At 54.1% G+C, this 14,537-nt stretch carries 13 protein-coding genes and 2 pseudogenes; 10 read left to right on the plus strand and 5 right to left on the minus strand.

The features are described 5' to 3' along the window. Positions 1-131: 131 nt before the first annotated feature. The 4 genes and pseudogenes from AC07OT_RS01305 to AC07OT_RS01320 all read left to right on the plus strand — a co-directional run. On the plus strand, positions 132-491 hold the full coding sequence (locus AC07OT_RS01305) for a response regulator (protein WP_065927544.1): 360 nt from the start codon (positions 132-134) through the stop codon (positions 489-491). Then, positions 491-1,102, plus strand: coding sequence for a chemotaxis protein CheC (locus AC07OT_RS01310; protein WP_027605845.1), 612 nt, complete (start codon positions 491-493; stop codon positions 1,100-1,102). Before AC07OT_RS01305 ends, AC07OT_RS01310 begins: the two co-directional genes overlap by 1 nt. Positions 1,103-1,114: 12 nt before the next feature. Beyond that, complete coding sequence (locus AC07OT_RS01315) at positions 1,115-2,443, plus strand: ATP-binding protein (protein WP_098479517.1); 1,329 nt, start codon at positions 1,115-1,117, stop codon at positions 2,441-2,443. A gap of 2 nt (positions 2,444-2,445) precedes the next feature. After that, positions 2,446-2,850: pseudogene (locus AC07OT_RS01320) on the plus strand (response regulator); the annotation flags it as partial. A gap of 78 nt (positions 2,851-2,928) precedes the next feature. On the opposite strand, the gene AC07OT_RS01325 reads toward AC07OT_RS01320, so the two are convergent. Beyond that, positions 2,929-3,288 (minus strand): winged helix-turn-helix transcriptional regulator, encoded by a 360-nt coding sequence (locus tag AC07OT_RS01325; RefSeq protein ID WP_027605843.1) that lies wholly within the window; start codon positions 3,286-3,288, stop codon positions 2,929-2,931. Positions 3,289-3,387: 99 nt separating this feature from the next. Between AC07OT_RS01325 and AC07OT_RS01330 the strand changes: the two genes are divergently transcribed. Next, the gene (locus AC07OT_RS01330) at positions 3,388-4,137 is read left to right on the plus strand and encodes an SDR family NAD(P)-dependent oxidoreductase (RefSeq protein WP_027605842.1); all 750 of its coding nucleotides are present in this window, start codon (positions 3,388-3,390) and stop codon (positions 4,135-4,137) included. Between the two features lie 568 nt (positions 4,138-4,705). Continuing rightward, a complete protein-coding gene (locus tag AC07OT_RS01335) occupies positions 4,706-6,349 on the plus strand; it encodes a hypothetical protein (protein ID WP_495107200.1) in 1,644 nt (547 codons plus the stop codon). A gap of 347 nt (positions 6,350-6,696) precedes the next feature. Here AC07OT_RS01335 and AC07OT_RS01340 read toward each other — a convergent pair whose 3' ends face one another. The 3 genes from AC07OT_RS01340 to AC07OT_RS01350 form a co-directional block, all read right to left on the minus strand. Further along, positions 6,697-7,824 carry a hypothetical protein gene (locus AC07OT_RS01340; RefSeq protein ID WP_495107201.1) on the minus strand — a complete coding sequence of 376 codons (1,128 nt, stop codon included), beginning with the start codon at positions 7,822-7,824 and terminating at the stop codon, positions 6,697-6,699. A 16-nt stretch (positions 7,825-7,840) separates the two neighbouring features. Then, positions 7,841-8,590: a hypothetical protein gene (locus AC07OT_RS01345; RefSeq protein WP_495107202.1), complete on the minus strand. Its 750-nt coding sequence runs from the start codon at positions 8,588-8,590 to the stop codon at positions 7,841-7,843. A 227-nt stretch (positions 8,591-8,817) separates the two neighbouring features. Further along, entirely contained in the window at positions 8,818-9,639 is an 822-nt protein-coding gene (locus tag AC07OT_RS01350) for an NADPH-dependent oxidoreductase (RefSeq protein ID WP_495107513.1), read from the minus strand. Positions 9,640-9,776: 137 nt separating this feature from the next. On the opposite strand from AC07OT_RS01350, the gene AC07OT_RS01355 reads away from it, so the two are divergent. Then, a complete protein-coding gene (locus AC07OT_RS01355; RefSeq protein WP_495107203.1) occupies positions 9,777-10,091 on the plus strand; it encodes a DUF7693 family protein in 315 nt (104 codons plus the stop codon). Positions 10,092-10,224: 133 nt separating this feature from the next. On the opposite strand, the gene AC07OT_RS01360 is transcribed toward AC07OT_RS01355, so the two are convergent. Beyond that, positions 10,225-10,443: an antitoxin Xre/MbcA/ParS toxin-binding domain-containing protein gene (locus tag AC07OT_RS01360; RefSeq protein WP_495107204.1), complete on the minus strand. Its 219-nt coding sequence runs from the start codon at positions 10,441-10,443 to the stop codon at positions 10,225-10,227. Positions 10,444-11,227: 784 nt separating this feature from the next. Here AC07OT_RS01360 and AC07OT_RS01365 point away from each other — a divergent pair. The 3 genes and pseudogenes from AC07OT_RS01365 to AC07OT_RS01375 all read left to right on the plus strand — a co-directional run bounded on the left by AC07OT_RS01365 (position 11,228) and on the right by AC07OT_RS01375 (position 14,316). Then, positions 11,228-12,400 carry a phospholipase D family protein gene (locus AC07OT_RS01365; RefSeq protein WP_495107205.1) on the plus strand — a complete coding sequence of 391 codons (1,173 nt, stop codon included), beginning with the start codon at positions 11,228-11,230 and terminating at the stop codon, positions 12,398-12,400. Between the two features lie 129 nt (positions 12,401-12,529). After that, a pseudogene (gene tnpC, locus AC07OT_RS01370) lies at positions 12,530-13,137 on the plus strand (IS66 family transposase); the annotation flags it as partial. Between the two features lie 384 nt (positions 13,138-13,521). Next, positions 13,522-14,316, plus strand: a complete 795-nt coding sequence (locus tag AC07OT_RS01375) for a hypothetical protein (RefSeq protein ID WP_495107206.1) — start codon at positions 13,522-13,524, stop codon at positions 14,314-14,316. Positions 14,317-14,537 lie beyond the last annotated feature (221 nt).

Here is a 14,537-nt window from a genome sequence, read left to right on the forward strand (position 1 = left end):
AGATCACTATCCGGTTTTCCTCATGGCTCTTTGCTATATGTCACGCTAGAGTGGAGGGAAGATTCAATGAAGTCTTGATTTCTCCGGCCTCGGCCGAGGCCGCAGGACACTTCATACCTGTGGAGTGCACCATGAAAGTTCTAATCGCCGATGATTCATCCATGTCTCGCAAGATGGTCTTGCGTTCCCTGCCAGAATCACTGACCGAAGATGTTCGCCAGGCCTGCAACGGTGCCGAAGTGATGGAGGCTTACCACGCCGGTTTGGTCGACCTGCTTTTTCTCGACCTCACCATGCCCGTCATGGATGGCTTCCAGACCCTGGAGGCACTCAAGCGCGAAGACGCCAATGTGGTCGTCGTGGTGATCAGCGCAGACATCCAACCCCTGGCCAGGCAACGGGTATTCGACCTGGGCGCTGCTGCCTTTGTAGCCAAGCCGGTTACGGCTGAAGCTGTAGTCAATGCCTTGCACGTCATAGGAGTGCTTTGATGGAAACCTTGGCTGCACTCACCGAAGACCAACGTGATGCCCTGCAGGAACTGATGAACATCGCCATGGGACAGGCGGCCGAGCGACTGGCGCTGCTGACCGATACCATGGTGACGCTTTCGGTTCCTTTTATTCACCCGCTGATCCGGGAACAGAATCACCTGCTGATTCCGGAGCATCTGCGCCGGAGCTTCATGATCGTCACCCGCCAGTCTTTTCTGGGTGAGTTGCGTGGCGAAGTGTTCGTGTGCTTTGGCTCCAAGGGGGCCGATGAACTGGCCGAACTGCTGGGCTACAAGGGCAGCGGCCTGGAGCAGCAGCACGAGTTGATGCTTGATGTCACCAACATCCTGACCGGCGCCTGCATCAGTGGCCTGGCAAGGCAGGTGGCGACTCAGGTGAGCTATGACGCACCGTCCATTCTCGTCCACACCGAACATGCGGCGAATGCACTGGATGAATTGAACCTGAATGAACACCTGGCGATGGTGCTGGAGATCCGTTTCGAGGTTCAGGCTCATCAGTTCTCCTGCGACTTGTTGATCTGCATCACTGAACGTACGGCAGGCGTTGTCGTTCGGGCCATCGATCGTTTGCTGGACGAGCTTTGAAGGGGCCTCTTCATGACAGACAGCAAGGTAATTTCCCGGGAAACCCTTGAGTCGATGCTCAAGGCCATCAATATGGGCGTGCTGCTGGTCGACCAGGACTGCAAGGTGCTGTTCTCTAACCATTTCATGTCCATCAACAGTGGCCGCAGCGCGGAAGAACTGGTCGGCCGTACGCTGTTCGAAGCCTTTCCGGAGCTGCCGGAGGCCTGGACCCGGCAGAAGATCAACAGCGTCATCACCCTGCAAAACTTTGCGTTCACGTCATGGCAGCAGCGGCCGCACCTGTTCAATTTCGAGAGTACCCGGCCCATCAGCGGCATGGTCCGGCTCATGTATCAGAACTGCACCTTCTTCCCCGTGCAAGATGCCGATGGCAGCAATCTTGGCGTGGGCCTGGCCATCAGTGATACGACTGACACGGCTGCCCGCCAACTCGAGTTGACGCAACTTAACAAGTTACTGGAAGAAGAGAAGGGTGCCCAGGCGCTGCTGATCGCGCGGCTCGAAGACGCACAGGCGCAGTTGCTGCAGTCCGAGAAGATGGCGGCGATAGGGCAACTTGCTGCAGGCGTGGCCCACGAGATCAACAACCCGATCGGGTTTGTCGGCTCCAACGTCAACAGCCTGCGTCGTTACCTGGTGGACATTTTCGCGCTGCTCGAAGCCCATGAACAGGCGACCGACGACAGGCATGCCAGCGCTCATCCCGAGCTTGCGGTGATGCGGGACAAGATGGATTACACCTTCATGCGCCAGGACATCGACGACCTGCTGGCCGAGTCGGTCGACGGCCTTGACCGGGTCACTCGCATCGTCAAGGACCTGCGCGAGTTCTCCCACGTCGACAGTTACGAATGGCAGTTGGCCGACCTGCACAAGGGGCTCGACAGTACCCTCAACGTTATCTGGAACGAGATCAAGTTCAAGGCTCAGGTGATCAAGCGCTACGGCGATGTGGAACCCATCGAATGCATGGGCTCACAGATCAACCAGGTCTTCCTGAACCTGCTCATCAATGCCAGCCATGCCGTGGGGGCCGACGGCGAAATCACCCTCAGCAGCGGCAGGGAGGACGGGGGCGTCTTCGTCGAAATCGCCGACAACGGCCACGGCATTCCCCTTGAAATCCAGAACCGGATATTCGAACCGTTCTTCACAACCAAGCCGGTGGGCATGGGGTCGGGCCTTGGCCTGTCGTTGTCGTACAGCATCATGGTCAAGCACCATGGACGGCTCACCGTCGACAGTGAGCCGGGCAGGGGGAGTCGCTTCCGCGTCTGGTTACCCTTGCGCCAGCCGGTGATAGAGGCTGTCTCTACCTGCGCCGTTGAAGGACGCTGATCATGGACACGCTGTCTTCCTGCGAAAAACGACACATCGTCATGCTGGTGGATGATGAGGAAAGCATCCTCAACAGCCTTCGACGCCTGCTGCGCGCAAAGCCTTACGACTTGCTGCTGGCCACGAGCGGGGCCCAGGCGCTGAGCCTTTTCGAACAACACGCGGTGGACCTGATCGTCTGCGACGCGCGCATGCCGTTCATGGACGGGCCGACCTTATTGCGCGAGGTGCATAGGCGCGATCCGCACTGCGTGAATATCCTGCTGACCGGCTACGCCGATATGAGCATGATCACCCAGGCGATCAATGATGGGTATGTGTTCCGTTACATCAGCAAGCCCTGGAATGATGACGATCTCAAGCTCAGTCTCGATCAGGCGCTGGAAATGAAGAGAGCGCTCGCTGAGGGTAGCCCTGCGACTTCGCCCCCACGTCTATAACTCAACTAAATAGTCATTTAGTTGAGTTGGCTATCGGGGCAGGGCTCAGGCCTGGGCGAGGGCGCTGATACGCCGTTCGCTGATGCGTTCGACGGTGTCCATGTGTTCGGTGCCCCACACGCACAACGCGCCCAGCGCAGTGGCCAGTGACTGCCCGAAGGGTGTCAGGGAATACTCGACCTTGGGCGGGATCTCCTGGAAGTCGATCCGCGCAATGATTTCGTCGCGTTCCAATTCCTTGAGTTGCTGGATCAACACCTTGTCGGTCACGCCGCCGATCGCGCGCCTTAACTCGCCATACCGATGAACATGTCGCGCCAGGTTATACAGGACCAGCGGTTTCCATTTGCCGCCAATCACCGCCAGGGCAGCCTCGAGCCCGCAATTGAAGGTGTTGTTCGCCATGTGATGGGTGCTCCAAAGGGGTACTTACTAAAAGGTGCATACTATTCAAAAGAATAGTCTGGATCTAGAGTTGGGCCTCAACATTCTTTGGAGTTAACCATGAGCAGGCTCGACGGAAAAATTGCAGTGATCACCGGTGGCAACAGCGGCATTGGCCTGGCAACCGCCATGCGCTTTGCAGCGGAAGGTGCACAGGTGGTGATTGTGGGACGCAGGCAGGAAGAACTGGACAAGGCGCTCGGGCTGATCGGGCCTGGAGCGCTCGCCATTCAAGGAGATATCTCGAGGCTGGACGACCTGGAGCGCATTTTCACCCACATCAAAAGCGTCAAAGGTCGCGTAGACGTGCTGTTCGCCAATGCGGGCCTGGGGGATTTCCAGCCGCTCGGGTCGATCACCGAAGAGTCGTTCGATCGTACGTTCGGCATCAACGTCAAAGGCACACTGTTCACCGTGCAAACAGCGCTGCCACTGATGCACGCCGGCGGTTCGGTGATCCTCACCGGTTCGACCACCGGCACCATGGGCACACCAGCGTTCAGCGTGTACAGCGCCACGAAAGCCGCATTGCGTAATTTCGCCAGGAGCTGGGCGCTGGATTTGAAAGGCAGCGGTATTCGCGTCAACGTACTTTCACCGGGACCGATCTCGACACCGGGCCTGGACCTGGCGCTTTCAAGTACCGGCCAGAAGGATGCAATCATTGACGACATGACGGCACAGTTGCCACTGGGCCGTATCGGCCAACCGGAAGAAGTTGCGGCGGCGGCATTGTTCCTGGCGTCGGACGACAGCAGTTTCATGACCGGCAGCGAAATGTTCGTGGATGGAGGGTTCGCTCAGGTTTGAATCAGAGAGGGGTTTTGCCTGTTGGAATCTGACGGGCACTGCCCCTCATTACGTAACATCGTATTACGCATAATGTATATTATGTTAAATCATATGTCAGGCTCAGCCACTTCCAGCTCTCGTCGCCTACTGCGGTGCACCATCGCTCTCATAGGTGCTGGGTTCGTGTGACCCCCACTGATTAATCGGAAACGTGGACGACTTAATCGGAAAGCATTCCACGCCAACCAGTTAGGTTGCACAACTGACGTACTATCTCAACCCGGCTACGCCTTTTCTGTCAGTACTAAATTGGGAAAAACCGCTCTGTAGCCCCTGATTTTTGGTGCCCACCGCCTGCGACCAAATCTTTCCCTGGTGTGCTGCGTGACGAAAGTAAATTGGAAAATGGAACTCAGCCATATTGGCCCCAGCGCAAATCCTTGTTCCCAATGAACTTATTCTCGCGCAAATATCAAAGCTGCTCCTGTACTCTGGGCGATTGACGAAAGTTAATCGGACAAAAATTCTCCTGCGCGGCTGATACGCCCAGAGGTTTGCTTTTATATCACCTGCTGTATAGATTCAGATGCTGACCCTAAAGCTCAAGGCTGTTAGCCTTCGCGATTGCCGGCCCGCATTTCGGATGCATATTATGGTTCTGAGGTTTCATGGACTGCTGACGCAGCCTGACTCGCATGCCGAGGGCTCCAGCGAACGGTCTTGTGCAGAAAAAGAGCTGGTGCGTGTTTACCTCCAAAGTCTTCCGTCGGCTTTACGTGCTCAGGAAAGCTATGCGTTGATGACTGATTATGCGCTGGCCACCAGGGCTCAGCCCGCTCAGGCCCGCAGGGATCAATCAGTTTTAGAAAAGTTTTTGCTTTGGAGCTTCATTGTTAAAACGAAGCCCCTATCGGAACTAAATAATAGCGACGTGCAAGATTTTTTGAGCTTCTGCAATACCCCTCCTGAGTCATGGGTATCAAAGAGCAACGATAGATTTCTAAAAAAATTTGGCCTTCTAAAAGCCAACCCAGAATGGCGTCCATTTCACTCTCCCTTATGCGAGCATGGGGTCAGGTGGGTTATTAACCGATTTTTTAGTTTTAACTCTGAAGCCATCGGTCTTGTCCTTTGTCCTCCTAGTAGACCCGAAACTCCTCATGTGAATACATGCAGTTGCACTGATGCAGAGCCGTTGTGCTGCGAATACCTTGATGCGTTAAAAGAAATCACGAACGGAAAGAAAGGACTAGAGCTCGGCTTGTTTATGTTCGCCACCTCGTTTTATCTTAAAATACCCTTGAGGGATTGCCTTAACTATTTAACTTTCGATTGCTTTGATTTTTCGGACAGAACCAATGGAAGATTCAAAGTCAACACAGGTAACGGATCTATTTCCGGGAGAGTCCCTGAACATTATATGGAATATTTTTTGCGCTGGAGACAGATTTCTCAACTGCTGCCCTACCCTACACCTGACGAAATGCAACCATTGTTTCATCGGCGAGCAAAAAATTACCCGACAGCTTATCTTCCAAAAATTGACGTAAATGGTTTGCTTCCCACAAAACTGTTAAGAGCTTTTAATGAGGGTTGCGCACGGTGTCGTAAGCCGGAAGGTCAACTCCTGAGCAGTTTTGATAGAAGCAAAAAATACAGAAATAAAGTCGCTAATAAACAGGAGGCTTTTTCTACTATTGAACGGCTCTACCAAGAGTCTAATAATATTAACCATGACACCTCTGCTACGGCAGTCCCTTTATATCTCGTAAAAGAAGGAGTCACGGCGCAATTGCCTGAAAAAGTAATAACTCACTTTTTAACCTCTTTTAATCCAGCTAGCAGTAAGGAGATTTGCTCGGCTGGAGCGTCACTGTTTTGTTTATTTGTTCGGGGGGAGCCGAACTATCTGAATCTTCGCGCGTTTGAAAAGCTTACTCTTTGGTCGATCCTGGTAGCTGGTAAGAGCCCAGCAGGTCTAGATGCGTCAGATGCTAAATCATTCTATCTATTCTGCTTGAATCCTCCAGCGCAGTGGATCAGCACGAGGATATATTCCCGATCAAGCATATTGTGGAGGCCGTTTCTTAAGCTTCGGCCGGGCAAAGCTAACAATGTGCCTCGCGCCGGCATGATCGTGAGATGGTGCAATGCTTGCTACATCCAACTGGTGCAGGCTGGTATTTTGCGTTCAAACCCTTTTCAGCATTTAAACAAATATATCAACTAAAAAGCCAATGGGCAGTCCACGCGGCGCGTCTGTCGTGAACCAAGCTTCGATTGCGCCAGGCTCTGGCCCTATGGGCTTCCATCCTCGGGCCTGCGCCTCATCGCCTTACCTTAGGAATGCAGAGTAGGAATCTAAGTCTTGATCCGCTTCCTCACCGAAGCCAACCTGCGCTTAACGCCATTTTTTGGATTCAAAGTAAACGTCCGGCGAACTCACCTTCCGAACTCCAGCATTTGGTGCACGACTACCTGGGAGTTGGGTCGAGATAGTCACCACCTCAACTCCTCTGCGTCGTGTCTTCAATCCGCATCAGCACCGGTGATAAGGATCAACAGCGGCTGGGCTCTTCAATGCTGGTAAGCCCCGACCAGTTCACCGTCGCGCATTTCGATCGTAAGGGTCACGTTCGCCTCTCGTTCAAGCAGCAATGTACTCGCCCCTTGAATGTCGGATAGAGCATCAGTCTTCAGTTTCGGCAACCTCTCCTCGTTCCATTGGCGTAGCTTGATACGGTTGATCTGGATAGTGGACTGCCACTCCCAGACAGAGCTAAGTGTGTCGATCCGACCGTCCAAGGCAGTGTTGAATCTCTCCAACGGCCCCTGGTTTGAGAAGAATGCGTGCACTTCAGAGTTGAAATCCTCCTCGCGTTTCGTTAGGAGCGATGTCTGACCGGTAATTTGTCTGAGCAAACTACACGCGACCCATCGCGCGCTCATACATAGCTTCCATTCTTCCACCAAGCGTTCGGCAGCTTCCTGCTTAACGCCTAGCTTCGAGACCAGCCCAGACGAGCCGTCAAACAACCCTGGACTATCAAATCCATCGACCTCCTTCTTTAGCGCCTCCAATGAAAGCACGAGATGATCATTGATACCGCCAAGCTCGCGCTCAATGAACTCGAGCTGGGCGCGGGCGGCATCATCCATTTCACCATGGTGAAGCATGACGGCAACCTGGCCGAGATACTTCAACGCCCCAGTAATCTCAGATCTGCGTTTATCCGAGAGGTAAGTGTTGATCGCATCGATACCAGCTTTGATGTCATCTAGCTTGGCGCTGATATCCGCCAAGTGTTTCTGCGCCACTACGACTGAGGCAATCTGGAATAGCGCAGCGGAGTTCACGAGGTTCTGAAGGCGTTCTGGTTCGAACAGAGTCGCGTGTTCGCGGATTCGTCCACCCTCAATGTTGAAGGCGCGAAATCCTTCACCGTTGGCGACCTTGGCCAGCGGGCCATTGATCACTACTTCCATCAGTCGAGTCTGTGCGACCTCGGAGGCCACGGCTGCGCTGGGGATGGCCTGCAGCAGAGGCGAAAGTCTGTCGATCCCTGAGGTCGTTCGGTCGACGGCAGTTGAGTTCTTTGGATACACACTCACCGGTTTGACCGTCACCAAAGGCTTATCGCCAGTGACTCCAATGATCAGAGTACCTGACGGTTCCCGACCCTTTGATTCGTTGAAGACGTCCATGCGAACTTCCCTTTAGTCAGCGCGCGTCAGCGGCGCCTCGATGCTTTTGGCGAATGTAGGCAATCTGAGCGACACATGGCAATGTCACTCTATAAGCCTCTTTTGCAGCCATGTGCACGCCGGCGGCGCTGGCAATGGCAATACCCACAACGCCCAGTAGAGCAGTTGCTGCCCTCCCACCAACTGCAACCGCCCCCGCAGTGAATGCACCTTCAGCCAACAAAGGGGCCACTGCTGCGACTCCCATTACCCCTGCTCTCGCTGCACCGAGTCCACCAGAGCCGATCGCCGAAAGTACTGCCGCCAATCCGACGTCGATGACACCGTTGTCGGCATGAACCTTCCCTGCAAACTCAGCGCGTTCCTGTTCGGTCATTTTTTCCCAAAGCTTAGTGACTAGCTTTTGAAGAATCTTGAGTTCCAACACCTCTATTGCTTCTTTGCCCGTCACCTCGGCGTGCACGTATTTCGCAACGTCTCGCACGATTTCAGCGTAGGGAACACCAGTGCGACGCACAAGATTCGCGACACTATTTCCTCCAAAGAGCTGGAGCTCCCGTATGAGCAGAAGTAAGGTATCGCGCGAATATTTGGCCTTCTGCTTTGCAGAAAGCAAAACCTGCTGAACGTCGGAGCTCATTGCCAATCGCCCGCTACCAAAATCCGTGAGGAAGTCGACCAAAGCCCCCACATCCACGGCATCCGTCGCTGACAGCAGCGTCAGTAATTCTTTATCACCGTTGATGACGTCATTTTCATACGACATTGCCGCCCCCTTCATGCTCGTCCATTCTTGCGCCACCCCTCATCGACAACGTCAAGGCAGTACTGCGAGCAATCACCATAACGTGTCGCACGGGATGTGGTGCGGAAACAGCCCACGATGGGCAGAAATCATTTCGTTCAGTTTTCGATTTATCGACTCATAAGCCTAAGACTTGAAGCAGGACTCTGGAACACGGTCGGTCGCTGGTTCATGTAAGGTTCTGCAAATCAGCGCAGCCCAAAGCCCCTTCGCGCCAGCTCACCCAGAAGCTCCTCACGCCCATGCAGGCTCGACACATTCCGGAGTCTGTTGATCACTTGCTCCGACCAGTCGGAAGCATTCATTCCTTCGCGCTGATAGAACGCACCCAGGCGCGCATCGTATTCCGAGAGGACGCCCTCCTCGCCGGCGATCGTATAGGTTTCGTGATGCAGTACGGCTTGCTGCGGTAGCCGCGGTTTTACCTTTGCAGGTCGGTCAGGTGATGGGTAACCGACGCATAGGCCGAAGACGGGATAGACCTGGGGAGGCAGCCCCAGCTCATTCGCAACGCCTTCGATATCGTTACGGATGCCACCGATGTATACGCTGCCAAGCCGCAGCGACACCAGAGCGACAACAGCGTTCTGGGCAGCCAAGGCTGCGTCAATCGTACCGAGCAACAAGCTTTCCAGGTACGGTAGTGCTTCCAGCTCTACCCCCGCCTGCTCCGCTATGCGTGAAACCCGGGACAGGTCTGCAAGCCACACCAGGAACAGTGGGGCTTGATGGATATAGGCCTGATTGCCGGCCAGGCCGGACAGGCGCTTCTTGCGATCGACATCTTGAACGGCGACGACACTCCAGACCTGGAGATTGGAAGATGTCGATGCGGACTGGGCTGCTGCGACCAGGGTCTCGATTGTGCCATCAGGCAAGGGCTGATCAGTGAACGCCCGGACGCTCCGGTGATCCAGCAGTTGCTCGATGACCTCATTCGATTGCGTGGGCGGCGAGATGTCAGTTGCGCCGTTGCGGGCACTGAGCTTGGACTGTGTGTTGACTGTCAGCGATGTGCTCCAAAAAGGCCGAAGGCTACCAAATTGATGCCCGCGTAACACGCCCACCATGCCAAGTTTCATTTACCATGCGGTCAGCCGAGTTCGGACACGGACAGTTCGACAACATCCAGATATAGGTACTTCTTTTGGAAGCAAAACTGCTCACGGCCCGCGAGGCTTATCAGATCCTGCGGGACATCGCTCTCGGGGTTCGTAGCATGCGCCGTCTAGGTGAGCAGTCTTGGGCTGAGATCTATTGCGGTTTGATGACGGTGGAGGCCGATGGCTGGGTGCTCACGTTCTACAACGACTGTGACACGCTCGACTATTGCGACAGCTGCTACAGCCCGGAGGGACGTGCCTACATTTTTGACTCGCTGCAGTCGTACAGTACCGACCCCGTAGAGCTGCTTAGCACCTGGGAGCATGCACAGCTGGAAAAGCTGTTGGGTGTCGCGTAGCCGGCCACCGGGGAGCGGCAGGGTTTTGGTTTGGTGGACAGTCGGCTTCCGTTTGGGGTTCGAAGCGAGCTATTTCTGGCGCCGCCCCGGCTCAATGTCCAGACTTCCACCTAAAGGGCATCGTCTAGACAACTCACGCAACAAACCCATGCTCCAAGCGCCTGATAAACTCGATAACGGTGTCCGTCTCCAGCCTGGTCGTGACCATAGCGGCAGGAGCTTTGCCGCCAAATGCTTTTACCGGACGTGACATCCAGTGCATGGCTGCGTCGATATCGCCGCCATACAAGCGCTTCACGGCGTCGAGCACTTCCAAATAACGGGCTTGTTGATCGGGGGGCAAAGTGCTCATGAGTACGCTCCTTCTGCGGTCTGATCCTAGACTACACCATCGCCATCCGCTCACTGCCTCCCCTTATAGGCGAGCCTGGTGCCAGTTTCAGGCGTGCCTATTACTACGATCCCTGCAGGTGGTTACGTTGGCCTGAGGCTGGCGTCTCTGAAAATGTGTAAACCAGTTTTTTTACGTGTAAAGCGCGGTGGTTTACACATCAAAAAATTGGTTTACACACCGGGTCGAGGGCGGTTTCAAGCTAGATCTTCACTTCTCTCCTGGACTCCCTCCCCCGTATCCCACTCCGTATCAGCACGCGTTGACTCAAGTCCACAACACCATGGTTTCGTCATTCGCATGCTCGCTGCAATCGCTCGGCAAAAAGAGGCAGATAAAGCTCAGACTCGGCTATCGTCTTTCACCTTCCGTTCTCCAACACTTCAGCTTCCAAAATTAATCCAGCATCCTTTCTCACGCGCCTCGCTTGATTGGCCCACGCCATCATCGTATGGTTTCCGGTTTGACAGGGAACTCACTTGGAGTTGCCTGTTCTCGCGTACCACGCAAGTCGGCACAAATCGGACAAGGTTGTTCACGATGGCAAAAAAGCCCAGATACTTGCAGTCGCCCATGGGTGTCGGGCAGGCACCTTCAACAAGTGGGACGGTGGTGCTCGGATAGTAATCGATAAATTTCCAGATGCTGATCACCGCTCCTATAGGACACTCGAACTCGCACCAAGCTCGACGTTGTCGGCCTAACGCAAACCCGAACTCTCTATCCCTCCTGATACGGACGTCATATGGAACTGATTCTGCTTCCAAAAAAATCTGAAGGCCTCTGCCTTGAAAAAATCTACCAACGAGCATTGAGCAAATCGAAAGAGCTTTACATTGTCAGCGCATATCTCACGGAATGGGGTATCGCAGAGGAGCTCGGGAGCGAGTGTGAGTCGTTTCTTTTCATCGTTGGTAAAGACTTTGGTATTACCCGAAAGGACGCCTGCAGAGCAGTCATGAAGTGGCTCCCTGCCGATCGCCATCAGGAGTTCATGGTAGCGGAATCAATCAATGGGTTTCATCCCAAGGCAATGTTCTGGAAAGAACTTGATGGAAGGTGTTATGCGTTACTAGGCTCATCCAACCTGACCCAGGCGGCGTTCTCCACCAATTTCGAGGCCAACGGCTTTGCCTGCATCACTGACGAGCAGTTTCAGCTGGCATCTGAATGGATCGAAAAGGTCTTCGAAGTCAGCGTCACGCTGAATGAAACTTGGCTCGATAAGTATCAGGAAGCTCGCCAGCCTGCAGGTAAGAACGGCGAAAAGGGAGCGAAACCTGACGAGAGCATAGAAGCCTATCGGCTTCCACTCCCAGCGATACGACGACTCAAAGGCTATAAATCGTACCTTATCCAACGACGTGATCAGATGAAGGTGTTCCGCAAGAACAGGGCTACATTAGTGGAGCTTTTTCGGACGACTAGCAGAATCAGAAACTGGAATCAGACTCGCATTGATGACTTCTATTTCAAGATGTCTACTCTATGGTTCTTCGGTGAAAATGGGAGCCGATTTCAAGGTAAAGGTTGGGAGCGCAAGGGGCGAAACAGCGATTTTCGCGAGCTTTCAAAAAGTCTTGTCCGCGTGATCGATGCTCCTTTTGCCGCCCGAGATAGGATGGTGATCCAAGAGATAAATCGTCTTACGGTCATGAGGAATCCGACGAGGGGTGCGCTGTTTTCCGAGATGCTTTGCCAGTTGTTCCCAAACTACTATTACGTTCTTAATCGCCCAGTTCTCGACTGGTTCGCCAGCTTGGATATTGCATTTCCGCGAGGGCTCAGTAAGGGCGAGCGATACGTTAATAGAGCTCGCCTGCTGCGCGCGGCTCTCAAGCGCGCAGATGATTACCCTGCAGAAAATCTGGCGGAGCTGGATTGCCTCATCTGGTTCGCTAGTACCTTGAGCGCTTAAAAGCAGTCAGTACAAATATCACCCAAGCGCATGGTCTCCATTCACGCTGGCGGCCATACAGCATTTCACTGAGTGATCATCTCTCCGAACGCAATAGTGGCTCCCGATCGGCTATTGGTGTAAGCGGCCATCCCGACCGCAGGCTTACTCGCGCATGTGATGGTGGCCAAATCCGCTGATCATCTGCCGCTGTACCTGCAGGAAAAGATCTTTGGCCGGGCAGGCCTGGCGATCCCGCGTTCGACGCTGGCTCAGTGGGTCGGCCAAACCGGCGTGCAGCTCCAGCCACTGGTGGATGCACTGCGGGAGGCCGTACTCGCGCGGCGGGTTGTGCATGCCGATGAAACGCCAGTGCAGATGCTGGCGCTCGGCGAGAAGAAAACGCACCGAGCATATGTCTGGGCTTATTGTACCACGCCATTCTCGACGCTGAAGGCGGTGGTCTACGACTTCAGTCCCAGCCGTGCCGGCGAACATGCACGTAACTTCCTGGCACATGGAACGGCAAGCTGGTCTGCGATGACTTCGCGGGCTACAACGCCAGCTTCGAGCTGGGCATCACCGAAATTGGCTGCATGGCCCACGCCCGCCGCAAGTTCTTCGACCTGCATGTGGCGAACAAAAGCCACCTGGCCGAATAGGCTCTGCACTCAATCGGCGGCCTGTACGAGATCGAGCGGCAAGCCAAGGAAATGAACGATGATGACCGCAGGCGATTACGGCGACGGCGATCAGTTGGCTAATAGTTTTCATGGTAGTTACTCCGGTCGTAATCAGGAATTTGAGGCCGGGCAGTTCAGATAACCTTGATCTGGTGAACCCGTTGCAGTCGTGTTTCTGCATGGGTTTAGATTACGGGCGGGGCGTGAGGCGTCGTTAGCGCAGCAGGCCTTCTTGATCATCCTTTTGCACTCGTTCAGAGCAACGTTCACATCGGAGAAACTAGCACGCTTAGTAGTCGTGATTCGCAGACAATCAGCCTGGTGTGGACACTTAATGCTGATGGAGAAAGTAAGGTAACCAGGATTGCATTGCACCACTTGCACCACAATGGCTGGCGCAAGCCAAGCGTGCTAATGCATCATCAGTTGATCAATACCCCTTTTGGATGGCTCTCCTGTATGAAGACGGATCTCAATCACCAGTTAATCGTCGTTTCTGAAGACGGGGAGCAAGGCCGGGAAGGCTCGGTAGCACGCAGCCTACGCGAAACCCGAGAAATGCTCTTCAATGAGAAGTATCCATGGAATTGGGCAAACGCTTTAGCATTCCGGGCAGCGGAAAACGTAGCGAACACGATTCAATCTGTACCTGACGAAATCGCCATAATTTCGACAGAGGCATCGGCCTTATTCTCCTTCCCCCCAGGACATCCAAGACGAAAACTGGTTTACGCCCGGCACCCCTCCTCCTCGACCCTTTACTATCCAGTCGCCAGTTTTCATCGAAAAGCCTTCGAACATAAATTCGCCGAGGCCATTCGCCTGCTTACATCCTTAGGCGCCAAAAAAATAAGAGTCGAGCACGAAAAAGGATGGGGGCGTGGCTTTGGTGTTGATTTTTCAGCGAGCGTACCCGAGGCAAACGCGCAAGGTTCGGCAGGCTTTTCATCCTCAAATAAGGCCGATGAACGCCTTCTTTTTGTGGCCACGTTGAAGGGGCACGCCGCGCCAAAAATCCCCGATAATCTTGTGTGGTTTCCTCACGAGCCCGTTTGGCAGCAAATTGCCAGAGATCGAATCGACTGCGGACTTGAGGACTTCGATCTGACAATTAGTTATTCGGATGATTTTGGCGTGAACGCCAAACTCATCGCGAGTCTGACCAAAGGATCATTCGAATTGGGAGGGACATTCGAGGAGCACGAAAGCACGACTTGGCGTATCACCGGAGAGTTTAGCCAACCTCTCGATTAAATCGTCTCTAGCTCTCAGGTTCATCCCTCCAGCATTGGCTGTTCATGTCTGCTGAAAATAACCGCTTGGCCGGTCTCTGCCGGTCACGGCGGCTGAGCTCGGCGAAAGGCGCTCTTCTAGTGTCTAACGACTCAGGGATAAATCACGGCTCTCGAAATTTCACGGACGAATGGCCCACTGTCTGGCTAGCCGGAAAATCCCTAGTGTAGTAGCTTTGGGCT

It is taken from the genome of Pseudomonas sp. GW821-FHT09C10, from assembly GCF_059418085.1.